Origin of the sequence: Jiangella sp. DSM 45060 (assembly GCF_900105175.1) — a bacterium.
Taxonomy (GTDB): Bacteria; Actinomycetota; Actinomycetes; order Jiangellales; family Jiangellaceae; genus Jiangella.
Genome location: NZ_LT629771.1, coordinates 3165597 through 3188492, shown reverse-complemented (window position 1 = coordinate 3188492; position 22896 = coordinate 3165597). Strand labels below are relative to the sequence as shown.

The following is a 22896-nucleotide window of genomic DNA, read 5'->3' as shown; positions in this document are numbered from 1 at the left end:
GCCGGCCTCCCGGCCCGGATCTGGGACGACGTGCGCGCGGCCGGGTCATCGGACCCGTGCCCGCCGCTTGGTGAGGCGGGTCGCGACGGCGGCGGCCAGGCAGATGACGAGACCGGCAGCGAGTACGACGAGGGCTGACGACCGGAGCGGGGAGACGAGCTGGTCGAAGACCACCGCCGCAGCATCGGGGTCGACGGTGGGTGGCAGCGCGTCGAGGTAGGGCGGACGGGCCAGCGCCAGGCCGGCCACCAACGCCAGCATGGCGAGTCCCACGCCGCCGCCGGCGACGGCCGATGCCCGCGGTCGGTTGCGCGCGAGCAGGACACCGGCGGCGAGCAGGACGACGGCCGCGACCGGGAGCCAGCGGCCCAGCCGGTCGATGCGGGCGAGCCACTCCCGGGCGGCCGGCAGGTGATCGGACTGGAGGAGCGCCACCTGGGTGTCGGCCGCGGTGAGACGCTCGGGCAGCGGTACGCCGGCGGCGGCCAGGCGCTCCTGGAGGGGTGCGGCGATCGCACCGAGCTGGAGCGTGACGGTGTCGCCGATGAGGGTGACCACGCCGTCGCCGTCGTCGCCGGTCAGCACGGCGACGACGTTGCGGTGCGCGATCCGGTTGGCCTCGGTCCAGGCGGTCGCGAACCGGTCACTCGCGATGACGCCGCGCACCTGCTCCTCGATCCGTTCGCGTAGCCGGTCGGTGAGCGGGCCGGAGCGTCCGACCGCGGCCTCGACGCGGTCGGCGAGGCGCGCGGCGACGGCGTCCTGCACGGCCGGGTCCGCGGCGAGGGGCCCGACGGTGTCGACGTAGCCCTCGGTGTCGACGACGGTCGAGTCCAGCCAGACCGCGGCCACCGCGGGCACCGTCAGCAGGCAACCCAGCGCGATCAGCAGTCCGGCGGCGGCCGAGCGCCAGCGTCCCCTCACGACACCAGCTCGGGCTGGCGGTCGTCGTCGCTCATGGCTCGGGCGGTGAGGTCGGCGTACTGGTAGGAGATGACGAGCGCGACGTACGGGATGGTGATCGCGTAGACGAGGCCGGCGATGAGGTTGATCAGCCAGAAGGAGGTGCCGCCGGAGACCAGCAGGATGACGATGCCGACCAGCGGGCCGGTCACCGCGCCGAGCCCGGCGACCAGCACCAGCAGCAGCGCCACCGGCCACCAGCGGCCGCGGACCAGCTCACGGCTGCGGCGCAACGCGCCCGACACGGTCCGGTGTTCGGCCATGACGACGGGGACGGCGAACGCGCGGCGCACGGCGTAGACGACGGCCAGCGGCGCCGTGATGACCGGGATCACCAGCAGCGCGACCACGACGGCGATCCGCGCGGAGACCCCGGTGAGCGGGCCGAGTTCGTGGCCGACCGCGCGGGCGGCGTCGCGAAGGGAGGGCTGCCCGCCGCGCGCGAGGGTGTCCAGTGAGCGGCTCACCGCCGCGAGAACGAGGACGTAGGCGAGCAGCGAGATGGTGTCGCCGAGAAGCACGACGACGAGCACGGTCAGCGCGTTGTGGTCGCCGTCCGGGCCGGTCAGTGTGGTGAGGTCCGCGAGGGTGACGACGAGCCACTGCGCGGCCGTGGCGAGCAGCATCACGGGCAGGTAGACCAGGCCGAAGCCGATGAACAGCGGCCAGCGCCGGGTGTACATGCGCCAGGCGGTGGTCAGCAGCTGACCCCAGGCGCGGCGGCGCACGACGGGCAGCGGCCGGCCCCGGTCCAGCGGGTGCGGCTGGCGGCGCCGAGCACGATCGCGACCAGGACGCCCAGGACGGCGAGCGCCGGGCCGGGGTTGCGGACGATCGCGCGGAGCAGGTTGGAGCCGGTCTCGACGGCGCCGCAGAAGGTGTTGGTGACGTTCGGGCCGACGGCCGACGACAGCGGGACGGTGACGCTGCCGTCGCGCCAGGTCTCCTCGGCCCACTGGATCGGCTCGGTCCACTGCCGCTTCATGTTGGGGCCGGCGGGGCCGTTGTAGAACGCTTCGTGCCGTTCCCCCCAGCGGCCGTCGAACCCGAGCCAAGGGAAGGCTTCGAGGTAGGCCGGCCGTTCGGTCGGCATCAGCGCGATCTCCGGCCGCAGGTCGGTGTGCGGTTCGCGGGTGTCGTCGCACCCGACGCCGGTGTCGGCGCTGCGCCCGAGGTACAGCGCGGCGCCGAAGAAGTTGGCGTGTGACCCTTCGGCCGGGTAGACGACCGGGTGGGTGCCGTCGAGCACCTCGTGCACGTCCGAGCCCCTAGTGGTGCCCTCGCCGCCGGAGTGCTGGCTGTAGCCGATCATGGTGGGCTCGGTGCGCAGCGCCGCCGCGGCGTCGGGGGCGTCGAAGACGAGCTGGATCATCTCCCAGTCGCCCTCGTGGTTGTTGTTCCAGTCGTTGAAGACGTAGAAGAACCAGTACTGCAGTGCGACCTGCCCGGGCCGGTCCGGGTCGCCGACGACGCGGGCGTAGGCCACCGGGTCGCCGTCGTCGGTGAGCTCCCGCGACCACTGCTCGAACTCGCAACCGGGGTCGAGGGCGTCGCCGGGGAAGTCGAGATGGTAACGGCCCAGGCCGTCGCCGATGTCCGTCGCGGACGGCGCGATGCCGGCGAGGTCGTCGGTCGACCAGGGGCCGCGCAGGGCGACGTCGCGGTTGTCCAGGACGGTGTCGATGTCGACAGGCAGGTAGGGCTGGCCCGGGCCGCACGGCTCCTCCTGGGCGCGGATCCGCAGCACCGGCGCATACCGTTCGGCCAGCTCGCCCGCCGGGTCCGCGACGTCCTGCGCCGCGGCGAGCTGCGTCGCCGGGACCGTCAGGCCGGTCGCCAGTGCCGCCGCCACGACCAGCCGGGCGACGGCGGAGCGAACGCTCACGGGGTCGGCGGGGGGAGCGGCGACACCGTGGGCCGGCCGAACCCCCGGACGAACACGTAGACGGTGACCGTCCCGGCGTCGGCGAAGCGGAACGTCACGGGCAGGAAGCTGGCGCCGCGCACGTTGCGGCCGAGCTCGACCAGTTCCAGGTGCGGGCCGCCCGGGTACTGCAGCGACGCCACACCCTCCGCCGGCACCGTGACGTCGATCTCCTCCTCGATCGGCCCGTCGCCGTCGCGGAACACGATCTGCCGGGCGTCGACGCTGCTCACCGCGGTCAGGGTGTCGGGCTCCGACGACTGGTTGGCGATGGTGAGGAAGAGCCCCACGTTGTCGCCCTCGATGTGCTCAGCGTCGTCGGGATGCTCGATGCGCACGCCCAGCAGCCGGATGTGCCCGGCGGTCGCGTTGACGCTGTCCGACGGCCTGCGGGCGTCGAGCAGGGCGCTGCCGCCGCTGCTCGCGCAGGCGGCGGTCAGCGCCAGGACGGCGCCGGCGAGCAGCGACCGTGCCACCGCTCGCCGGGCGCCGTTGTCAGCCCGCACGGAGCTCCGAGGCCAGTTCCTCCTCGTCCTCGCTCGACAGCGAGGTCTGCAGGAGGTCGCCGCCGAATGGCCGCAGCGCGGCGGCGAACTTGTCCTCGGTGATCTTGGCGGCCATGATCACGACGGCGGCCCTGCCCGGCTGCAGCATCGTGTGTACGCGGTTGCGGAACGCCTCGTCGACGCCTGACTTGTTCAGCTTGCCGAGCAACGCGCCCATCGCCCCGCCGATCAGCAGGCCCATGCCGGGGATGAGGAACAGCAGGCCGAACAGGGCGCCCCACAGGGCGCCGGACGCGGCCGAGGCGCCGACGATGCGCCCGGGGGTGTCGACGTGCTGCTTGCCGTCCTCGTCGACGGTGACGACGGCCAGCCCGGTGAGGTCGACGATGAAGTCGCTCTGCAGCCGCTGGACCTCCTCGTAGGCCCGCTTGGCGGTGTCGTGGTCGTCGTACCCGATGACGATGAGCTCGGACATGCGTTCCTCCTGCGGATCGGACCGGATGGTGCGAGATCGGGACGGGATGGGTCAGCCGAAACCGGCGGCGATGAACAGCACGAGGCAGACGTAGAGGGCGAGAATGCCCAGCAACGGCGCGACGAAGCGCAGGTAGGCGTCGTACCCGACCTTGGCCAGGGCCAGCCCCGCGACGACGGCGACGTTGGTCGGCGCGACCATGAGCGCCAGCCCGTGACCCAGCTGCCACGACGTGATGGTCAGGGCACGGTCGACGTCGGCGAAGTCGCTCAACGGCGCCAGCAGCGGCATGGCCAGCGTCGCGTGCCCGGACGAGGACGGGATGAGCCACGCCAGCGGCGCGTTGACGACCGCCACCAGGACGGTGAACACGCCGGCCGAGGCGTCGCTGACCGCCCGCTCCATGTAGTTGAGCACCGTGTCCAGCGTCTGGGTGTTCGTCATGATGACGGCGACGCCGCGGGCCAGCGCGATGACCAGCGCCGGTGCGAGGAAGTCGCCGGCGCCACGGATGATGCTGCCGACGATGTCCTTCTCACCCATCCGGGCGACGATGCCGACGATGATCGCGGCGATCCAGAACAGCATGGCGAGCTCGGCGAACCACCAGTCCAGCTGGAACCAGTACGGCTCGGTGGTGGTCTCGTGGATCACGTCGCCCTCGGCCGGGCCGGTGGTCGCGCCGAAGATGCTCGACCACGGGATGACCGAGAAGATCAGCAGCGCGAAGGTCAGGCCGGTGATCGCCAGGACGGCCTTCTGGGTGCCGGTCAGCCGCTCGGCCGGCGCGTCGGCGGTGTCGTCGGGGGCATCGTCCGGCTCGTCGTCGGCCTTGACCAGCGACCGGGACGGATCGCGCCGGACCCGCTGGGCGTAGCGCAGCACGTAGGCGATGCCGATGGCGGTCATCGTCACCCACAGCACGACCCGCAGCACGATGCCGTCGCCGATGGACACCCCGGCCTCGCCGGAGGCCACCCCGATGGAGAACGGGTTCACCGTCGAGCCCATCGCCCCGACGGAGATGCTGACGATGATGACGCCGACCGTGGTCATCCGGTCGTACCCGATCGCCTTCATCAGCGGGATGAGCAGCGCATAGAAGCCGAACGTCTCGACCGAGAAGCCCATCGTGCCGGCCAGCAGCGAGAACAACGACATGATGGCGACGATGAGCAGCCAGCCGCGGTCGCGCAGCCGGGCGGCCAGACTGCCGACCCCCACCTCGAGGCTGCGGGTGGCGAAGACCACGCCCATGAACGAGCCCATCGACAGGATGAACACGACCACGCCGATCGACCCGAACAGCACGCCCGCGTTCTCGGTGCTGACGAATCCAGACACGAGGTCCTGCAGCCCGTAGAAGCCGTTGACCGGCGACAGGATCAGCTCGCGGACCCGGTCGCCGAACGACAGCGGCGAGTCGACCTCCTGGTAGGTGCCGGCCACGGGCGCGCCGTACTCGTCGTGCTCGTAGGTCCCGGCCGGGATCAGCAGTGCCAGCACCCACACCAGGAACGTGACGATGGCCAGGACGGTGACGGCGGTCGGGAAGCCGCGGGACTTCTTCGTCTCCTCCTGCTGCGGCGCGCCGTCCTCGGGTTCGACGGGGGCGGCGTCCTGCGCGGTGCTCACCGGGCGCCCTCCCACCGCTGGGCGTACTCGGCCAGGAACAGCGTCAGGGCCAGCGTGGCCCGGTGGAACTCGTCGAGCAGGACGCGTTCGTTCGGCGCGTGGATGTTCGCGTAACTGTCGGTCGCGCCGAACAGCAGCATCTCCGCCGTCGGGACGGCCTCGTGCAGGGCCATGACCAGGGGGATCGACCCGCCGCCGGCCATGATCTCGGTCGTGCCCTCCCACGCCGCCCCGAGCGCGCTCGTGGCGGCGTCGAAGGCCGGGCCGTCCAGCGACGCGGCGTAGCCGTCGCCGGCCTCACCCGGCACCACCTCGGGCACGATGCCGAACGGGCGCTGCCGGCGCAGGTGCTCGACCAGCGCGGCCTGCGCCTCCGCGGCGCGCTGCTGCGGATGCACCCGCAGGTTCAGCGTCGCGCGGGCGTGCCCGGCCACCGCGTTGATCGGCGCCGAGGTGGTCGGCGCGTCGAACGCCACCACGGTGATCGCCGGCCCGGACCAGATGCGCTCGCCCAGCCCGCCGGTGCCCATCATCGGCACCTCCGGCTCGATCTCGGCCAGCTCCCGGAACTCCTCGTCGCTGTAGGTGGTGCCGGTCCACTCCGTGCGCCGCAACCCCGGCACCGCCACGTCGCCGGCGTCGTCGTGCAACGAGGCGAGCAGCCGGAGCAGGGCGGTGCGGGCGTCGGGCGCCGCGCCGCCGTACTGGCCGCTGTGCTTGTCGCCGGCCATCGTCCGGATCTCGACGTCCACCTGCGCGGACCCGCGCAGCGCGACGGTGAGCGTCGGCACGCCCGGGCGCACGCTGCCGACGTCGGCGACGACCATCGCGTCGGCCCGGAACAGCTCGGGTGCGCTCGGCGGGTACACGTCGAACGGGCTGCCGACCTCCTCCTGGCCCTCGATGACGACCTTGACGCCCACCGGCGGACGGCCGTCGTAGGCGCGCAGCGCGCCGATGACGGCCATCACGTTGGCCTTGGAATCCGCTACGCCCCGGCCGTAGAGGGCGCCGTCGCGCTCGACCGGCTCGAACGGCGGCGTGTCCCACAGCGCCTCGTCGCCCGCCGGCACGACGTCGTAGTGCGTGTAGAGCAGCACCGTGGGCCGGCCCGGTGGAGCGGGCACCTCCGCGACGACCACCGGCGCCGTCTTGCCCTCGATCGTCAGCGAGCCGACATCGGTGACGCCGGCCGCGCGCAGCTGGTCGGCGACGACGTCGTGTGCCTCGAACAGCGGCTCGGGCGGAAACCCGGGTGAGGCGATCGACGGAATGCGGGCCAGCCGTTTCAGATCGTCGACGAGCGCCGGCATCAGCTGGCTGACGCGATCGGCGCTCTCGGTGCGGGACTTCTGGTTGATGCCGGACTCCACCGCCCACCACCCCCTGTGGCGACCATCACACAATGATCACTGTGCGTGACGCTAGTGGATGCAGTCGCAACTGTCTGCAATTTCCGGCGAATGAATCAGAAACGCCAGATGACCGGGACGAGGAAGACCCCGACGAGGAGGAACCAGCCCATGATGGGTAGTCCGAGTTTCCAGTAGTCGCCGAAGCGATAGCCGCCGGGGCCCATCACCATCATGTTGCCCGGGGTGGCGATCGGGGTGAGGAAGCTGGCCGCCGCCGCCACCGTGACCAGCATGAGGACGGGTTGCACGGCCACGCCGGTCTCGGCGGCCGCGGCCAGCGCGACCGGAACGACGATGAGCGCGGTGGCGGTGTTGCTGACGATCTGGCCCAGCAGCCCGATGAGCACGAAGATGCCGAGCAGCAGCAGGTGCGGTGAGCCGTCACCGACGATGCCGATGAGGACGTCGGCGATCTGCTCGGCGGCGCCGCTGTCCTGGATCGCCGTCGAGAGCGGGATGAGCCCGCCGATGAGCACGACCGTGGTCCAGGAGATCGACCGGTAGGCCTGCTCGATGCGCACGACCCGCAGCAGCACCATCGCCAGCGCGCCCAGCAGCCCGGCCACCACCGCCGGGACGACGCCGAGCGCGAGCAGCAGCACCATGCCGGCCAGCACCGCCAGCGCCAGCCGGCCGCGCGGGCCGAGGCCGGGCGCCTGCCGGCGCAGCAGGTCCGGCGAGTCGACGACGAGGGCGTCCTGGCCGTGGATGTTCTGGTCCAGTGCGTCCCAGGTGCCCTCGACCAGCAGCGTGTCACCGACCTCGAGCGTGGTCGGCTCGCGCCCGCGGTCCCGTCCGAGCCGGTGGACCGCCAGCACCACCAGTCCGGTGCTGCGTCGCATGCCGGGGACGACGACCTCGCCGATCAGCCGCGATCTCGGCGGGATGACGATCTCGGCGACGCCGACCTCATGGGTCAGCAGGCCGTCGCCGGAGCCGCCGAGCGCGGCGAGGTGGTGGCGGGCCATGAACTCGTTGACCGGGCCCGCGTCACCGCGCACGACCAGCACGTCGTCGGCCGCGAGAACGCCGTCCTCCGGGCGGGGCGCACGGCCCCGGTGCCGCACGCCGACGAGGGTCACGCCGGCGTCCAGCGGCACGGCGTCGTCCGCGCCGGTTCCGACGAGCGGGGAGTGTTCCCGGACCCGCAGGCGGTACAGGTTGCCGTCGACGGCGTACTGCTCGATGAGCAGCCGGGCGTGGTCGCCGAGGTCCGGTGGCGCGTGCCGCGGGACGGTGGCGGGCAGCACGCGCGGCCCGAGGTACAGGGCGATGACGACGGTGCCGGCGACCAGCGGGACGCCGACGAGCGCGAACTCGAAGAACCCGAACGCGCCCGCCCCGGCGTCGGCCGACGCGTCGGAGACGATGACGTTGACCGGTGTGCCGGTGAGGATCAGCAGCGACCCCGCGCTGCCGGCGAACGCCAGCGGCATGGCCAGTTGGGACGGCGACTGCCCGGACCGCACCGCCATCGCCACCACCATGGGCAGCAGCGCGGCCACCGCGCCGTTCAGCGTGATGAACGCCGTGAGCAGCGCGCTCATGGCCATGGCGAGCAACAGCAGGCGCCGCCGGCCGGTGCCGACCCGCTCCATCAGCCGGCTGCTGGCCCAGGTCGTCACACCCGACGAGTCCAGCCCCGCGCTCACGACGAACAGCGACGCGAGGAAGATCACCACCGGGTCGCCGAAACCGGCCAGCGCCTCGTCGATCTCCAGCAGGCCGACGGCATACAGCGTGAGCGCGGTCCCCAGCGCCACGATCTCGACCGGGAGGCGGTTCCACACGAACACCACGACCACCACCGCCAGCACGATCAGGCTCACCGTGGCGTCGCTCACAACGCTTGATCGTACTGGCGACCGTCTCAGAATGTGTCGAACTGGACGTCGCGGCCGGCGCCACCGAAGTGGCGGCCGCTCGAGCCACCGCCGACGCCACGACCACGATGGTCCCGGCGCGCGGCCGGGCGGCCTGGGTCGGCGAGCGCGGCCTCGGCGTTCCCGACGGCGGCGCCACCGCCGTCCTGCGTTTCCCGCAGGCGCTGCAAAAGCACCCGACGTGAGCCGGCAACAGCGTCGCGCACGTCGGATTGTCACCAGCGGCTACGACCGGCTGGCCGGTGTGGGTGGGATGAGCTGGGTCCGCGGCTAGCGGCCGCGACGGACTGGGCGGACATCACCTGTGACGTGGCGAACCGGTCGATGCGTTGCTGCACGCCGACCGGTTCAAGCCCGCACCCTACCGCTCGGCACGACCCTGCCGCCGCCGCTGGTCCTGACCACGCCGCACACCGCTGCGTGCTGCGCCGACGTCGCCATGAGCCGGCGAGGACGGGGTAAGGGTCCCTGCGTCAGCTCGACGTGGGGAGTAGCCATCATGACGAACGAACCGCCCCGGCCCGTGCGGGACGAGCACTACAACCTCATCACCGTTCTCCAGGCGTCACTCGAGTTCGCGTGGCAGATGGAGACCTACATCTCCGACGCCGAGCAAGCCGGTGACGGTGAGCTCGCGGAGTGGTTCCGGAAGATCCGCGACAACGACCTGAAGGCCGGCGAGCAGGGGAAACGGCTCCTCGCCGCCCGGCTCGCACCGGCTGCCGGAGCGTGAGCGGCACGCGCCGAGCAGCGACGGCGTGGGCAGCCAGGCCTGACGGGGATGCGACGTCGCCCGCCCGGGTATCGGATGCACCATGAGCCATCACGAGGAGCACGGAAACGGCTACGAGGACCCGGCGCAACGACCGCGGCCGCGAGAGGGCCCGTCGGCCTTTGATCATCCTGGTGGGCGCCGCGGGAAGTGGTCGGGCAGCACGCTGATGGTGGCGGTCGTCGTCGGGCTGCTGTGCGGCCTGGCCGTCCTGGCGATCGCCGGCCTGCTCGCCACCCGTTGATCGATCCGGACCACGCGCCGCCCGGCGGGCGACGCGATCGGGCGGCGAGGAAGACCTTGAAGATCCTGGCGTGAAGCCGAGTCGCGCTCGTACCCGGCGACGGCGCGGAGACGCATGGCGGGGGATCAGTGGACGAGCGCGCGGGCGAGGCCGGAGATCACCCGCGGTGTCAGCCGTCCCTCGCCGAGCCCGAGGTCGACCAGGTCGTCGAACACGTGCTGGTCGCGTGCGGCCGCGGACAGGCCGGCGGTCAGCACCGCCGGCGCCCTGGCCAGCCGCGCCGCCGCGGCGGTGTGCCGCAGATGCCGCCCGAGCAGGCGGCGCACGGCCGCACGGTGCCGCGCGCCCGCGGTGTCCGGCCGCCCCGCGAGGAGGGCCGCCGCGGCCGCGCGTCCGGCGGACGCACCCGTCGTCACCGCGTAGTGGATGCCTTCGCCCGTCATGGGGTTGATCAGGCCGGCCGCGTCACCGGCCAGCAGGAGACGGCCGCCGGGCTGGGTCCAGCGCCAGGACGACAGCGGCAGGTGATGGCCGCGCCAGTCGGCGCCGTCGTCCGCGCCGGGCAGCAGCTCGCCCAGCCGCCGCAGCAGCGCGGTGCGGGTCAGGCCGTCGCGGCCGAACGCGCCGTAGCCGACGTTGGCCAGGCCGTCGCCGCGGTCGAAGCACCAGGCGTAGGCCTGCGTGTCGTCCGGGTCGAACGCGATGATCTGGCGGCCGGCCCAGCGCGGCGTCGTCGGGACGTACCCGCGCAGGGCGATGGCTCGGCGCCGGACCGCGGGGGCACCGGCGGCACGGCGGATGACCGAGTACGCGCCGTCCGCGCCGACCACCACGCGCGCCGCCAGTTCGTCGTCGACCACCACGACGTCGCCGCGCGGCACGACGGTGCGGACGCGGTGCCGCTCGAAGCGCGCTCCGGCGCCGACGGCGGCGCCGAGCAGCCGGTCGTCCAGAACGAGACGCGGCACCACCCGGACGGGCCGGTGCATGGGCCGCGACACCCGGTGCGAGCCGCGCGCGAGCTCCAGCCGCCGCACCGGCGCCCAGTCGTCCAGCAGGCCGGCAAGGCCGAGGTCGGCCAGCACGGTCGTCGCGTCCGGCGAGATGCCGTCGCCGCAGGCCTTGTCGCGGGGGAAGCTCGCGCGGTCCAGTATCAGCACCCGCAGACCGGGTGCGGCCGCCAACCCGCCGAGCGCCGCCGCCGCTCCGGCCGGCCCGGCGCCCACGACGACGAGATCCCAGGGCTCCTCCATGAGCGGAGCACTACCCAGCCGCGCGACGTTCAGCTGCGCAGCACCAGCAGCACCACGTCGACGAGCGCGATGGCCATCGCCGCGCGGAACGGCGCCGAGCCGCGCCCGCGCAGCGCCGTCGCGGCGAGGACCACGACCAGAGCCAGGCCGGCCCACGCCCAGGCCGGCGGCCGGCCCGGCCCCAGCACCACCAGCAGCGACGCCGCGACCAGCACGACGACGGCGACGACCCGCGTCCGCGCGGCGCCGATGCGGTGCGGCAGCCCGCGCACACCGGTCGCGGCGTCGTCGGCGAGGTCGGGCAGCACGTTGACCAGATGCGCGCCCACCCCCAGCAGGGCACCGGCGACGATCATCCACCACGGCGGCCACTGCGGCGGGTCGAGGGCCAGGCTCACCACCGCGGGGAGCAGCCCGAAGGCGACCGCGTACGGCAGCCACGACAGCGCCGTCCGCTTCAGCAGCACGTTGTACCCCACACCGCACCCCACCAGGCCCAGGTGGACCAGCCCGGCGGCCGGGCCCAGGGCCAGCGACAGCGCCACGCAGGCGACCGCCGCGACCGTCAGCGCGACGGCGACCGTCCGCGCCGAGACCCGGCCGGTGGCCAGCGGCTTGTCCGTGCGGCCGACGGAGCGGTCGCGGCCGGCGTCGACGAGGTCGTTGGACCACCCGACCGTGAGCTGCCCGGTGAACACGGCCGCCACCACGAGCGTCAGCGTGCCGGGATCGTGTCCCAGCCGCAGCGCCAGCAGCCCGCTCAACGCCGTGACCGCGGCCGTCGGCTCGGGATGGCAGGCACGCACCAGGCCCGCCGCCGCCGTCGCCACCGCCACGTCCGAAGTTTAGGCACGCCGGATTGGAGTATTACTTGACAATGACGCGCATCCTGTCGGTTCGCGGGGTCCTACCCGACCACAAGTACGCGCAGGCCGACCTGACGGCGCAGGTCGCGGCCATGCTGGCGCCGGCCCGCCGCCACGACCTGGCTCTGCTGGAGCGATTTCACGCCAACGCCGGCGTGAGCACCCGCCATCTCGCGCTGCCGAAGGAGCGCTATGCGAGCCTCGGCGACTTCGGCGCCGCCAACGACGCGTTCGTGACGGCCGCCGTCGACCTGGGCTCACGGGCGATCACCGACGCGCTGGACGCCGCCGGGCTGACGCCGTCCGACGTCGACCTGATCGTCTCGACGACGATCACCGGCATCGCGGTGCCGTCGCTGGACGCCCGGATCGCCGGGCGCATCGGCCTGCGCCCCGATGTGAAACGGGTGCCGATCGTCGGCCTGGGCTGCGTGGCCGGCGCCGCGGGTGTGGCGCGGATGCACGACTACCTGCTCGGCCACCCCGGCGAGGTCGCCGTCCTGCTGTCGGTGGAGCTGTGCTCGCTGACGGTCCAGCGCGGTGACACGTCGATCCCGAACCTCGTGGCCAGCGGCCTGTTCGGCGACGGCGCCGCCGCGGTCGTCGCGGCCGGCGAGGAGCGGGCGGCCGCGACCATCGCGCCGCCGGGCCGCGTCCGTCCCGCCGTGCTGGCCAGCCGCAGCCGGCTCTACGAGGACACCGAACGGGTCATGGGCTGGGACGTCGGATCGTCCGGCCTGCGCATCGTGCTGAGCGCGGACGTCCCCGACCTGGTGCGCCACCGCGTCGGCGAGGACGTCGGCCGGTTCCTGTCCGGGCAGGGGCTGGGCCGCGAGGACGTCGAGTGGTGGGTGTGCCATCCGGGCGGGCCGAAGGTGCTGGAGGCGATGCAGGAGGCGCTCGGCGTCGATCGCGACGCGCTGGCGGTGACGTGGGACTCGCTGGACCGCATCGGCAACCTGTCGTCGGCGTCGGTGCTGCACGTTCTGTCCGACACGCTCGAGCTGCGCCCGCCGCGGCCGGGGTCGTACGGGATCATGCTGGCCATGGGCCCGGGTTTCTGCCTCGAACTCGTCCTGCTGAGGGCGTGATCATGTCCGAGATCCTGTTCACCGTGCTGGTCGGTCTGGTCGGCCTGGAACGTCTGGCCGAGCTGGTGGTGTCGAGGCGCAACGCGGCCTGGAGCTTCGCCCGGGGCGGCGTGGAGTACGGGCAGCGGCACTTCCCGGTCATGGTGGTCCTGCACACGGCGCTGCTGGCCGGCGCCGTCGCGGAGGTGTGGATCCGCCGGCCCGACTTCGTGCCGGCCCTCGGCTGGACGATGCTCGCTCTCGTCGTGGCGGCGCAGGCGTTGCGCTGGTGGTGCATCGCGACGCTCGGGCGGCAGTGGAACACCCGGGTCATCGTCGTTCCCGGCCTCGACCGCGTGGATGGCGGGCCGTACCGGGTGCTGCGTCATCCGAACTACGTCGCGGTCGTGGTCGAGGGGTTCGCGCTGCCGCTGGTGCATTCGGCCTGGATCACGGCGGTCGTGTTCACCGCGCTCAACGCCGCGCTGCTCGCCGTCCGGCTGTCGGTGGAGAACGCGGCGCTCACGGCCCTGGGCCGCGAGGGGGCCGCGCCGTGATCGACCTCGCCGTCGCCGGCGGCGGTCCGGCCGGGCTGACGACGGCGCTGCACGCGGCCCGCGCGGGCCTGGACGCCGTCGTGTTCGAGCCGCGGACCGGGCCGATCGACAAGGCGTGCGGCGAGGGGCTCATGCCCGGCGCCGTCGTCGCGCTCGGCGACCTCGGCGTCGAGCCGGAGGGGCAGGTGCTGCGCGGCATCCGCTACGTGTCGGGCCGCCGCTCGGTGGTCGCCGACTTCCGCGCCGGCCCCGGCCGCGGCGTCCGGCGGACGGTCCTGCACGACGCGCTGCGCCACGCGGTCCGTGCCGCGGGCGTGCCCGTCCTGTCGTCAGCCGTCCACGTCGTCGGCCAGGACGCCGGCGGCGTCGACGTCGACGGGGTCCGCGCGCGGTACCTCGTGGCCGCCGACGGGCTGCACTCGCCGATCCGGCGACGACTCGGCCTGGACGCCCCGGTCGCCACGGCCCGCCGGTTCGGGCTGCGGCTGCACGTGCGGCTGGAGCCCTGGACCGACTACGTGGAGGTGCACTGGTCGCCGGCGGCGGAGGCCTACGTGACGCCGGTCGGGCCCGGGCTGGTCGGGATCGCGGTGCTCACCCGGGAGCGGGGACCGTTCGACCAGCACCTCGGCGCGTTTCCGGCCCTGCTCGAGCGGGTCGCCGGCCGGCCCGTGACGACGGTGCTCGGCGCCGGTCCGCTGCGGCAGCGGTCGCGGCGGCGGGTCGCCGGACGCGTCCTGCTGGTCGGCGACGCCGCCGGCTACGTCGACGCCCTCACCGGCGAGGGCGTCGCGCTGGGGATGGCGCAGGCCCGCGCCGCCGTCGCCGCGATCGTCGCCGGCGCGCCGGCCGGGTACGAGACCAGCTGGCGGCGGCTGACCTGGCGCTACGAGCTCCTGACGCGCGCCCTGGTCGGCGCCACCTCGACCACGGCCGGGCGACGCGCGATCGTGCCGGCCGCGACCGCACTGCCCCGCCTCTTCGGCGCCGCCGTCAACGCACTGGCCCGCCCCGCGTGACCCGTCCGTCAGGTCAGGTCGTCGACGATGTCCTTATCCAGTGACGCGCGTACGCACGCCGCCGTGAGCCGGGGCAGATCGGACGGGTCCACGAGGGCGGTCAGCCGTCGGACGGACGTCGGCAGGCCGAGCTTCCGGGCCCCGTCGACGACCCGCTTGTCGGCGTATGGCGCCACGTCGGTCCAGGTGCCCTGGACCTCCCGGCAGAAGATGGCGGCACCGGTCGGTCCGATTCCGGGGTGTCTCCGGAGCAGCTTCTCCAACCGGGAGGTGCTGCCGGCGTCACGATGCAGGCGGCGGAGGTCGCCGGCGTAGTCGTCGAGCAGCAGCTGTGCGCCGTCGCCGATCATGGTCGAGGTGCGTTCGTCGTAACGCCGGTAGTGCCCGCGGCCCAGTGCGTCCACGCGCTGCTGCCAGGTCGCCTCGGCCATGCGCTCGGCCGTCCGGAAGCCGGCCCTCGAGAGCTCACGTGCGGCGGCAACGGCGATGTCGGAACTGATGCGGGCCGACAGCAACAGCGAGAGGACCAGCAGGCGGTAGAGCGGCGACGGCTTGTCGGCCAGCGTGATGCCGGCCTGCTCCGCGTACGTCGTGCCGTGCCGCTTCAGCAGGGCGGCGACGCGGTCGTGATCACGACTCATGACCCTTCGCTACCCGCGCCGTCGCACGCCTAACGTCCAGCGGCTGACATCGGCGGTCGCGCTTCGTGGGCCGATATCCGATCCCTGGTAGCGCGTCAGGGGGTGAGGAGGATCTTGACGCTGCCGTCGGCCTTCTTCTGGAACATGTCGTATGCCGCCGGCGCGTCATCGAGGGGGAGCCGGTGGGTGTGGAAGTGGTCGACGCCCAGGGGGTCGGCGTCGCCGGTGAGCAGGGGCATGATGTCGTCGCTCCAGCGCCGCACGTTGGCCTGGCCCATCCGCAGCTGGACCTGCTTGTCGAACAGCGTCAGCATCGGCAGCGGGTCGGTCATGCCGCCGTAGACGCCGATCAGCGAGATCGTCCCGCCGCGGCGGACCGCGTCGATCGCGGTGTACAGTGCGGCCAGCCGGTCAACGCCGGCCTTCTGCATCATCGGCTCGGCGAGGGCATCGGGCAGCAGCCCGGCGAGCTTCTGCGCGAACTGGGCGACGGGCGAACCGTGCGCCTCCATGCCGACGGCGTCGATCACGGAGTCCGCGCCCCGGCCGTCCGTGAGGTCGCGGACGGTGCCGGCGAGGTCGTCCTCGGCGGCGGGATCGAGGACGATCGCGCCGCGCTCGGCCACCCTGGCCCGCCGTTCCGGGACCGGGTCGGAGGCGATGACCCGGTGGCCCCGGTGCAGGGCGATCCGGCTGGACATGTCGCCGATCGGCCCGAGCCCGAGGACGAGCAGCGTGCCGTCGCGCGGGACCGCGGCGTACTCCACGGCCTGCCAGGCGGTGGGGAGCACGTCGGACAGGTAGAGGAACCGTTCGTCGGGGCCGTCCGGCGGGAGCGCGATCGGCGCGTACTGCGCCTGGCGCACCCGCAGGTACTCCGCCTGCCCGCCCGGCACCTGGCCGTACAACTTCGTGTAGCCGTACAGCGCGGCGCCCATGCCGTGCTCGCGCACCTGGGTGGTCTCGCACTGGGTGTGCAGGCCCTGCCGGCACATGTAGCAGTGGCCGCAGCAGATCTGGAACGGCACGACGACGCGGTCGCCCGGCGCGAGGTTCGTCACCTCGCTCCCGGTCTCCTCGACGATGCCCATCGGCTCGTGGCCCAGGACGTCGCCGGCCTCCATGAACGGCGCCATCGGCTCGTACAGATGCAGGTCGGAGCCGCAGATCGCGGTCGTCGTGACCCGCACGATCGCATCGGTGGGTGCGTCGATGCGTGGGTCGGGGACCTCCTCGACCCGGACGTCTCGGGTGCCCTGCCAGGTCGCCGCTCTCATCGTGCTGCCTCTCGTGGATGACTGATGCCGATGCCGGTCCGGTACCCGGGTGGCTGACGCCCATGCCGGGGCGCCCGCCGATCAGGACGGCGGACGGTGCAGGACGCAGAACTCGTTGCCTTCCGGGTCGGCGAGGACGGTGAACCCCTCGCGGCCGGTCTGCCCGACGTCGGCGTGGGAAGCGCCGAGCTGGAGGAGCCGCCGCACCTCCGCGTCCGCCGTCTCCGCCGTGGCGACGAGGTCCGGGTGGTTGCGGTTCTTCTCGCTCTTCGGGCCGGCGCTGGGTTGCAGCCAGACCGAGAGCGCGCCGGCCGGAGCATCGCCGGGCGGGCGCAGATGCGCGCCCTCGCCGTCGTCGTCGGGCTCGATCCGGTAGCCCAGCGCCTGGGACCAGAACCGCGCCATCGAGTCCACGTCCCGGACGTCGAGCGTCCACTGGGCGAACCTGCTCGTCATGAGTCCTCCGATCGTCGTCCTCACGGCGGACGTACCCAGCACCGCGGATCGCAGCAGCGGCCGCGGTCTCGCCGGCGGTATGCGGGCATTGACATGGAATGATCTTTTATGTCTGCTCTGAGCACCGTCCCCTGCATGGAGGTGCTCATGTCCAGCCCGATCCACAGGCGATCATGGCCGCGCCGCTCGGCCGTCCTCACGGCGGCGGTGACCGTCTCCCTGGCTGTCGCGGCGACCGCGCCCGCGGCCGAAGAGGTGGCTGCGGCCGCGGCGATCGACGTGCGGACGTTCGACGCCGAAGCGCTCGGCGAGCCACCCGGCGGCTGCGCGACGACCGGTGACGTCGCGGTCAGCGAGGCGCCCTTCGGTGCCGCCGGCGCCGGCAACCGGGCCGTCCGCCTGATCGACGACACCAGCTCGGCGACGACCACGATGGTGTGCGACCACCCGGAGTCCGACGAGCGGTACCTCAGCTTCGGGTTCAACCCGCAGCGGCATGGCGGGCCGCTGCTGTTCGGCATCCGTGGCGACACCGCCGTGGGCGGCACCGGGAACGCGTGGTGGTTCGGCGTCAGCCCGATCGCCGGCACCGACGACGCGACCGTCATGGTGTACGACGGCGCCGCCTGGAACCAGCTCGGCAGGGTCGACGGGCTGAGCACGCCGGGTGAGTTCACCGAGGTGACGGTGGCGGCCACCGCGGACGCCGCGGAGATCACCGCCGCCGGCGAGACGTTCATCACGGACCTGCGCCGCGACGACACCGTGAACCTCGGCGACGTCGTGTTCTCCTCGGCAGGTCAGTCCGCGGTGGGCATGGAGTTCTATGTCGACGACCTGGCCGTGGGGACCGAGCTCGCCGAGGACCCCGTCGGGCTGCAGTTCGTCGACATCGCGTCCTGGGTGAACCCGGTGAGCGAAGGGGAGACCTCGCCCGAGTTCCGGCTGGTGAGCTTCCGCCCGATCGGCGGTGCGTCCGGCGAGACGTTCGAGGCGACGGTCGACTGGGGCGCCGGGCCGCGGCCCGCGACCGTCGAGGCGTCCGAGGAGGCCGGCCGGTTCGACGTCGTCGGCTCCCATCCGTACTCGGAGACCGGGCCGCACAGTGTCGTGGTCGACGTCTCCGGCTCGGCTGGGACGTCCGGGCGTTCGACCCTCTCGGTGGCGGTCGAGCGGCGCAGTGTCGTCGCGGTCGAGCCCGAAGGCATGGCGCCGCGGTTCCCGTCCGTGATCCGGCTGGACGACGGCCGGTTGCTCGCCGCCTACTACTCGGGCATCGGGCACGTCGATCCCCAGGGTCTGATCCGGGTGACCGAGAGCGACGACAACGGCGAGACCTGGTCGGAACCGCGCACGGCCGTGGCCGGCCGGTTCGACAACCGCGACCCGAAGCTGACCCAGCTCTCCGACGGCACGATCCTGCTCGAATACTTCGTCACCAGCTGGGAGGACCCGGCGGGCTCCCGGCAGTTGGGCACCCACGTGGTGCGCTCCGAGGACGGTGGCCAGAGCTGGAGCGACCCGATCTGGATCGACACGCGGATGAGCTGTGCGCAGCCGCCCCCGGCGGAGGGCTGCGCCTCGGCGGACGGATGGTCGGCGAGCCACGGCCCGATCGTCGAGCTCGCCAATGGCGACCTGCTGGCCCCGCTCTACGGCGTCACGCCGGGCTCGGCCGGCCAGCACGTCGACGTGCGCGTCTATGACGGGGGCGGGTGGCGCACGCTCGGCCGGGTCGAGGACTTCGGCGCGCCGGGCCGCTTCCGGCCGGTGTCGGTGGACGCGACGGCCACCAGCCTGGAGATCACGGTCGGCGACGAGACGTTCAGCACAGACGTCCGCCGCGACGACACGGTGAACCTCACCAACGTCACGTTCGCGTCGGCCGGCACGGCGCCGACCGGTATGGAGTTCTACGTCGACGACCTCGCGGTCGGGGCGGAGGCGCCACCGGCGGCCGAGCTCGACGTGCGCACGTTCGACGACGAGCCGCTCGGCGAGCCCCCGGCCGAGTGCACGATCAGGGGCGACGTCGAGGTGGCCGGCGCGCCGTTCGGCGACGCCGGGACGGACAACCGTGCCGTCCGGCTCCTCGACGACAGCAGCACCCAGATCACCTCGCTGACGTGCGCTCACCCGGCGTCCGACGAGAAGCACCTGAGCTTCGCGTTCTCGCCGGAGCGGTTCGCGAACGGGTTCACGTTCGGCATCCAGGGCGACACGGCCACCGGTGGCACCGGCAACGCCTACTGGATCCTGCTGAGCTCGGCGTCCTCCGCCCCGCCTCAGCGGGCCACCGTGGTGCGCAGCACCGACGGCGGCCTGACCTGGGACGGCGACAACGACGTCACCATCGCGGTGGACGATGGCATCCACTTCCAGGAGCCCAACCTGACCGTGCTGCCCAGCGGCGAGATCGTGGCGGGCCTGCGGGCCACCTCGAACCCGCAGGTGCTGTACGTGTCCCGGTCGTTCGACAACGGGTACACCTGGACCCCGGCCGAACCGACCGACATCCCGGCGTCGTCGCACGACCAGCTGCTGCTCGACGACGGGAGCGTGCTGGTCACCTACGGGATCGCCGGGGTGGCGAACCGGCCGACGGGCGGGGTGCTCGTCCCGGACGCCGGCGGCGACTGGAGCGGGCACCACCAGATCCCGATCTACGACTCCGGGCACGGCGACCAGGCCAACCCGTCCAGCGTCGAGATCGAGCCCGGTGTGTTCATGACGCTCGCGTACGACGTTCCCGCCGGGACGCTCTACGGCATCTTCACCGAGCTCGAGGACTACCGCGACCCCGAGCTGAACCTCGAGGTGACGCCGGCGACCGGGGTCACCGCCGCGGTCGGCGAGGAGTTCGGCGACGTGCTCGCCGGGGTCACCGGCGGGTGGGGAAACCCCGGCGCGTCGCTGACCGCGAGCATCGACTGGGGCGACGGCACGGGTGCGTCGTCCGGCGTGGTGACCGAGGTGGCGGCCGGGCACGAGGTCACCGGGTCCCACCTCTTCGACGTGGGCGGCACGTTCGCGGTGACGCTCACCGTCGCGGACCGGACCCAGACCCGCACCGCGACCGTCGCGGTCGAGGTCAGCTGCCCGGAGACGGACGGCCGGGAGACCGTGGTCATCGGCGGCGTCGACAGCGGGGTGCCGAACCGCGCGACCGGCGGCGGCTGCTCGATCGACGACCGCATCGCCGACGAGCGCGTGTGGGACGACCACGGCGCGTTCGTCAGGCACGTCGGGTCGGTGGCCGACCAGCTGCTGGCCGAAGGCGTGATCGACGACCGCGAGTACGGCGCGCTGATCCGCGCGGCCGCCCGCGGCGCCGTCGGCCGGTAGGGGGCCGCCACTTCTCGGTGCCACGACAGCGAGATCTCAGGTCGCGGCGTGACCCGGGCTCGGGTCACGCCGCGACGCCGGGTCAGACGACGTGCTGTTCGACGGCGGTCTCCGGGCGGACCCGGTCCTCGTCGGGGATGTCGCCCATGAACGCCAGCCACTGGGAGAACCGGTCGCCGCGGCGGACGAGTTCGGCGTAGAGGCGCCGGCGCATCGAGCGGGCCGCGCCGGCATAGGCGGGGACGTCGATGACGTTGCGCAGCTCGTGCGGGTCGAGCTCCAGGTCGTAGAGCTCGTCGACGCCCTCGGGGTTGACGACCAGCTTGTGGCGATCGTCGCGCAGCATGCGCTGGGCGTAGGGGAAATGGTGGCCGTGGAACTCGCAGAGCACCTCCTGGCGCCAGTCGGGCATCTGCTCACCCCGGGCGAGCGGGACGAGGCTGCGGCCGCGGCAGTGCTCCGCGGGCGCGCCGGCCAGGTCGAGCATGGTGGCGGTGAAGTCGAGCAGTGTGCAGAACTCGTGGCGCCGGACCGGCGGGGCGCCGCCGGGCAGCCGGAGGATGCCGGGGATCCGGTAGATGTCCTCGTACATCGCCGGCCCCTTGTCGTTGAGCCGGTGCGCCCCGGTGAACTCGCCGTGGTCGGCGGTGAACATGACCGCGGTCTGGTCGGCCAGGCCGAGCTCGTCGAGCACGGACAGGATCCGGCCGATCTGGTGGTCGATCAGCGCGACGTAGCCCCAGTAGGCCGCGGTGAGCGTGCGCCATTGCTTCTCGTCGAAGCCGTCGCTGCCCCAGTAGGCGCTGTACTGCCGCTGCACCTCCGGCTTGCCGGCGAACGTCTCGGCCATCGACGGCGGCAGCGTCACGCTGTCCGGGTCGTACCGGTCGAACCACTCCGCCGGGAGCAGGTAGGGCAGGTGCGGCCCGAAGAAGTGGCACGACAGCGCGAACGGGCGGCCGCTCGCGCGGGTCCGGGCGAAGTCGCGGAGCATGGCGATGGTCTGGTCCGCGAGGTAGGCCTCGAAGGTGGCCTCCGCCGGCTGGTCGAGCCGAGCGGCGATGAGATGGCCCTGGCTGCCGTCGGGCAGGCGGGAGTAGATCGCGTCGTAGGCGCGGAACGGCGGGTGGCCGTGCTCCTCCAGCCATGCGGTGTAGCCCGCGTCGTCGTACGGGTTCAGCGCCCCTGGCAGGTGCCGGCCCTCGTAGCCGTAGTGCTCCGGCCCGCGATGCCGCCCGACGTGCCACTTGCCGGCGTGGCCGAGGCGGTAGCCGTGGCCGCGCAACGTGTTCGCCACCGTCGGCAGGCCGTCGGGCAGCTCCTCACGGTGACCCGAGTTCCACTCGTAATTGCTGAGCAGGCCGTGCTCGAACGGGTGCAGGCCGGTCAGCAGGCTGGCCCGGGCCGGTGTGCAGATGGCGGTCGGCGTGTAGCAGCGCTCGAGCACCGTGCCGGTGCGGGCGAGCTCGTCCAGCACCGGCGTCTCGACGACCGGGTTGCCGTAGCAGCCGAGGGTGTCGACCCGGTGCTGGTCGGTCATCAGGAACAGGATGTTCGGTGGGGTCACGGTGTCCTCAGCTGTTCGGCGCGTCGACGTAGGTGTCGGCGAGGTAGAAGTCGGTCGAGTCGGTCACCTCGGTGACGGTGCCGACCTCGACGAACAGTTCCTGCAGCCCGTCGAACCAGCCGGCGACGGTGCCGTCGGCGCTCCACCCCTCGAGCTCCTCGGACGTGAACAGCAGCGCGGCGTCGTGCTGCGGCGCGATCTGCGCCTCGTCCACGTCGAGGAACTCGGCGGTCGTCGCGATGGTCTCCTCGGGGTTGGCGTACCGGTAATCGTTGGCCTGCTTGATCACCGAGACGACGTCGGCGGCCAGGTCCGGGTCGTCCTCGGCCAGCCCGGTCCGCGCCACGATCGAGGACGGGAAGGTGCGCTCCGGCATGAACTGCTCGTTGTCCGCCAGCTCTTCCAGGTCCGGCACCGACTCCTTGATGGTGTCGACGAGCGGGTACCAGATGCCCGCCGCGTCGATCTGGCCGGCGCTGAACGCGGACACGACCGTGCTCGGGTCCATCGGGACGATCTCGATGTCGTCGCGGGAGAGCCCGGCGTCGGCGAGGGCCAGGCCGAGCAGCAGGTCGCCCGAGGTGCCGGCCGGCACGCCGACCTTGCGGCCCTTCAGGTCCTCGAGGCTGGTGATGCCCGGCTGCGCGATCACCCGGTCGGCCTTGCTCGCGGAGTTGACCGCCCACACCTCGGCCTTGCCCTGCGCCGGCAGCCACGCGGCGCCGGACCCGATGTAGGCGATGTCGACGTCGCCGGCGCCGAGTGCCTGGATCGACAGCGGGCCGTTGGTGAAGACCTGGTACTTCGGCTCCAGCCCGGCCGCCTCCCAGAGCCCCTGCTCGTCGGCGACGGCGAACAGCGCCGCGCCGTTGTAGTCGGCGATGTAGCCGACGTCGACCTGTCGGGTCCCGCCGCCATCGGTGCTGGCGCCGTCGTCGCCGTCACCGCAGGCGGCGAGGACGAGCAGGGCGGCGGACGCGGACAGGGTCAGCCTGAGTGTGGTGCGCATGGTGTCTCCTCGGTGCGGA

At 72.9% G+C, this 22896-nt stretch carries 22 protein-coding genes; 7 read left to right on the top strand and 15 right to left on the bottom strand.

Features of this window, described 5'->3' with window-relative positions:
• Nucleotides 1–45: 45 nt before the first annotated feature.
• The 8 genes from BLU82_RS14405 to BLU82_RS14370 form a co-directional block, all read right to left on the bottom strand.
• Nucleotides 46–924, bottom strand: a complete 879-nt coding sequence (locus BLU82_RS14405; RefSeq protein WP_092621508.1) for a hypothetical protein — start codon at nt 922–924, stop codon at nt 46–48.
• Nucleotides 921–1691 carry a hypothetical protein gene (locus BLU82_RS14400; protein ID WP_092621505.1) on the bottom strand — a complete coding sequence of 257 codons (771 nt, stop codon included), beginning with the start codon at nt 1689–1691 and terminating at the stop codon, nt 921–923. Before BLU82_RS14400 ends, BLU82_RS14405 begins: the two co-directional genes overlap by 4 nt.
• Nucleotides 1661–2848, bottom strand: a complete 1188-nt coding sequence (locus BLU82_RS14395) for a Vps62-related protein (protein ID WP_092621502.1) — start codon at nt 2846–2848, stop codon at nt 1661–1663. The genes BLU82_RS14400 and BLU82_RS14395 overlap by 31 nt, the downstream gene beginning before the upstream one ends.
• Entirely contained in the window at nt 2845–3393 is a 549-nt protein-coding gene (locus tag BLU82_RS14390) for a copper chaperone PCu(A)C (protein ID WP_092621499.1), read from the bottom strand. The genes BLU82_RS14395 and BLU82_RS14390 overlap by 4 nt, the downstream gene beginning before the upstream one ends.
• Nucleotides 3383–3868 (bottom strand): DUF1269 domain-containing protein, encoded by a 486-nt coding sequence (locus BLU82_RS14385; RefSeq protein ID WP_092621496.1) that lies wholly within the window; start codon nt 3866–3868, stop codon nt 3383–3385. Before BLU82_RS14385 ends, BLU82_RS14390 begins: the two co-directional genes overlap by 11 nt.
• Before the next feature lie 51 nt (nt 3869–3919).
• Nucleotides 3920–5503, bottom strand: a complete 1584-nt coding sequence (locus BLU82_RS14380; RefSeq protein ID WP_092621493.1) for a YfcC family protein — start codon at nt 5501–5503, stop codon at nt 3920–3922.
• Complete coding sequence (locus tag BLU82_RS14375) at nt 5500–6876, bottom strand: M20/M25/M40 family metallo-hydrolase (RefSeq protein ID WP_197682947.1); 1377 nt, start codon at nt 6874–6876, stop codon at nt 5500–5502. Before BLU82_RS14375 ends, BLU82_RS14380 begins: the two co-directional genes overlap by 4 nt.
• 95 nt (nt 6877–6971) lie before the next feature.
• Nucleotides 6972–8762, bottom strand: coding sequence for an SLC13 family permease (locus BLU82_RS14370; protein WP_092621490.1), 1791 nt, complete (start codon nt 8760–8762; stop codon nt 6972–6974).
• 5 nt (nt 8763–8767) lie between these two features.
• Between BLU82_RS14370 and BLU82_RS35120 the strand changes: the two genes are divergently transcribed.
• The 3 genes from BLU82_RS35120 to BLU82_RS14355 all read left to right on the top strand — a co-directional run bounded on the left by BLU82_RS35120 (nt 8768) and on the right by BLU82_RS14355 (nt 9817).
• Nucleotides 8768–8986, top strand: coding sequence for a DAK2 domain-containing protein (locus tag BLU82_RS35120; RefSeq protein ID WP_197682946.1), 219 nt, complete (start codon nt 8768–8770; stop codon nt 8984–8986).
• A 314-nt stretch (nt 8987–9300) separates the two neighbouring features.
• On the top strand, nt 9301–9534 hold the full coding sequence (locus tag BLU82_RS14360) for a hypothetical protein (RefSeq protein WP_092621487.1): 234 nt from the start codon (nt 9301–9303) through the stop codon (nt 9532–9534).
• 82 nt (nt 9535–9616) lie between these two features.
• Entirely contained in the window at nt 9617–9817 is a 201-nt protein-coding gene (locus BLU82_RS14355; protein WP_092621484.1) for a hypothetical protein, read from the top strand.
• Nucleotides 9818–9942: 125 nt separating this feature from the next.
• Here the strand turns inward: BLU82_RS14355 and BLU82_RS14350 are convergent, their stop codons facing one another.
• Entirely contained in the window at nt 9943–11070 is a 1128-nt protein-coding gene (locus BLU82_RS14350; RefSeq protein ID WP_092621481.1) for an NAD(P)/FAD-dependent oxidoreductase, read from the bottom strand.
• Between the two features lie 29 nt (nt 11071–11099).
• The gene (locus BLU82_RS14345) at nt 11100–11906 is read right to left on the bottom strand and encodes a UbiA family prenyltransferase (protein WP_092621478.1); all 807 of its coding nucleotides are present in this window, start codon (nt 11904–11906) and stop codon (nt 11100–11102) included.
• A gap of 41 nt (nt 11907–11947) precedes the next feature.
• Between BLU82_RS14345 and BLU82_RS14340 the strand changes: the two genes are divergently transcribed.
• Genes BLU82_RS14340 through BLU82_RS14330 form a run of 3 tightly spaced genes read left to right on the top strand, consistent with a single transcriptional unit; the run spans nt 11948 to nt 14582 of the window.
• Nucleotides 11948–13027 (top strand): type III polyketide synthase, encoded by a 1080-nt coding sequence (locus tag BLU82_RS14340; protein WP_092621475.1) that lies wholly within the window; start codon nt 11948–11950, stop codon nt 13025–13027.
• Nucleotides 13028–13029: 2 nt separating this feature from the next.
• Nucleotides 13030–13563 (top strand): isoprenylcysteine carboxyl methyltransferase family protein, encoded by a 534-nt coding sequence (locus BLU82_RS14335; RefSeq protein WP_172885613.1) that lies wholly within the window; start codon nt 13030–13032, stop codon nt 13561–13563.
• Nucleotides 13560–14582 (top strand): NAD(P)/FAD-dependent oxidoreductase, encoded by a 1023-nt coding sequence (locus BLU82_RS14330; RefSeq protein WP_092621472.1) that lies wholly within the window; start codon nt 13560–13562, stop codon nt 14580–14582. The genes BLU82_RS14335 and BLU82_RS14330 overlap by 4 nt, the downstream gene beginning before the upstream one ends.
• Nucleotides 14583–14590: 8 nt before the next feature.
• On the opposite strand, the gene BLU82_RS14325 is transcribed toward BLU82_RS14330, so the two are convergent.
• From BLU82_RS14325 to BLU82_RS14315, 3 genes are all read right to left on the bottom strand, one after another.
• Nucleotides 14591–15223 carry an endonuclease gene (locus tag BLU82_RS14325; RefSeq protein ID WP_092621468.1) on the bottom strand — a complete coding sequence of 211 codons (633 nt, stop codon included), beginning with the start codon at nt 15221–15223 and terminating at the stop codon, nt 14591–14593.
• Nucleotides 15224–15318: 95 nt separating this feature from the next.
• Complete coding sequence (locus BLU82_RS14320; RefSeq protein ID WP_092621465.1) at nt 15319–16500, bottom strand: alcohol dehydrogenase catalytic domain-containing protein; 1182 nt, start codon at nt 16498–16500, stop codon at nt 15319–15321.
• An 81-nt stretch (nt 16501–16581) separates the two neighbouring features.
• Entirely contained in the window at nt 16582–16956 is a 375-nt protein-coding gene (locus BLU82_RS14315; RefSeq protein ID WP_092621462.1) for a VOC family protein, read from the bottom strand.
• 147 nt (nt 16957–17103) lie between these two features.
• On the opposite strand from BLU82_RS14315, the gene BLU82_RS14310 reads away from it, so the two are divergent.
• On the top strand, nt 17104–20301 hold the full coding sequence (locus tag BLU82_RS14310; protein WP_172885612.1) for a sialidase family protein: 3198 nt from the start codon (nt 17104–17106) through the stop codon (nt 20299–20301).
• Nucleotides 20302–20383: 82 nt separating this feature from the next.
• Here BLU82_RS14310 and BLU82_RS14305 read toward each other — a convergent pair whose 3' ends face one another.
• Together BLU82_RS14305 and BLU82_RS14300 are read right to left on the bottom strand one after the other, a co-directional pair.
• Nucleotides 20384–21868 carry a sulfatase-like hydrolase/transferase gene (locus BLU82_RS14305; protein ID WP_092621445.1) on the bottom strand — a complete coding sequence of 495 codons (1485 nt, stop codon included), beginning with the start codon at nt 21866–21868 and terminating at the stop codon, nt 20384–20386.
• A 7-nt stretch (nt 21869–21875) separates the two neighbouring features.
• The gene (locus BLU82_RS14300) at nt 21876–22877 is read right to left on the bottom strand and encodes an aliphatic sulfonate ABC transporter substrate-binding protein (RefSeq protein ID WP_092621442.1); all 1002 of its coding nucleotides are present in this window, start codon (nt 22875–22877) and stop codon (nt 21876–21878) included.
• Between the last annotated feature and the right edge of the window lie 19 nt (nt 22878–22896).

Bases quoted from the DNA above. Each gene is read 5' to 3' on its own strand.
- BLU82_RS14385 (WP_092621496.1), bottom strand. From the start codon at position 3,868: ATGTCCGAGCTCATCGTCATCGGGTACGACGACCACGACACCGCCAAG.
- BLU82_RS14360 (WP_092621487.1), top strand. From the start codon at position 9,301: ATGACGAACGAACCGCCCCGGCCCGTGCGGGACGAGCACTACAACCTC.
- BLU82_RS14355 (WP_092621484.1), top strand. From the start codon at position 9,617: ATGAGCCATCACGAGGAGCACGGAAACGGCTACGAGGACCCGGCGCAA.
- BLU82_RS14350 (WP_092621481.1), bottom strand. From the start codon at position 11,070: ATGGAGGAGCCCTGGGATCTCGTCGTCGTGGGCGCCGGGCCGGCCGGA.
- BLU82_RS14340 (WP_092621475.1), top strand. From the start codon at position 11,948: ATGACGCGCATCCTGTCGGTTCGCGGGGTCCTACCCGACCACAAGTAC.
- BLU82_RS14335 (WP_172885613.1), top strand. From the start codon at position 13,030: ATGTCCGAGATCCTGTTCACCGTGCTGGTCGGTCTGGTCGGCCTGGAA.
- BLU82_RS14325 (WP_092621468.1), bottom strand. From the start codon at position 15,223: ATGAGTCGTGATCACGACCGCGTCGCCGCCCTGCTGAAGCGGCACGGC.
- BLU82_RS14320 (WP_092621465.1), bottom strand. From the start codon at position 16,500: ATGAGAGCGGCGACCTGGCAGGGCACCCGAGACGTCCGGGTCGAGGAG.
- BLU82_RS14315 (WP_092621462.1), bottom strand. From the start codon at position 16,956: ATGACGAGCAGGTTCGCCCAGTGGACGCTCGACGTCCGGGACGTGGAC.
- BLU82_RS14310 (WP_172885612.1), top strand. From the start codon at position 17,104: ATGTCCAGCCCGATCCACAGGCGATCATGGCCGCGCCGCTCGGCCGTC.
- BLU82_RS14300 (WP_092621442.1), bottom strand. From the start codon at position 22,877: ATGCGCACCACACTCAGGCTGACCCTGTCCGCGTCCGCCGCCCTGCTC.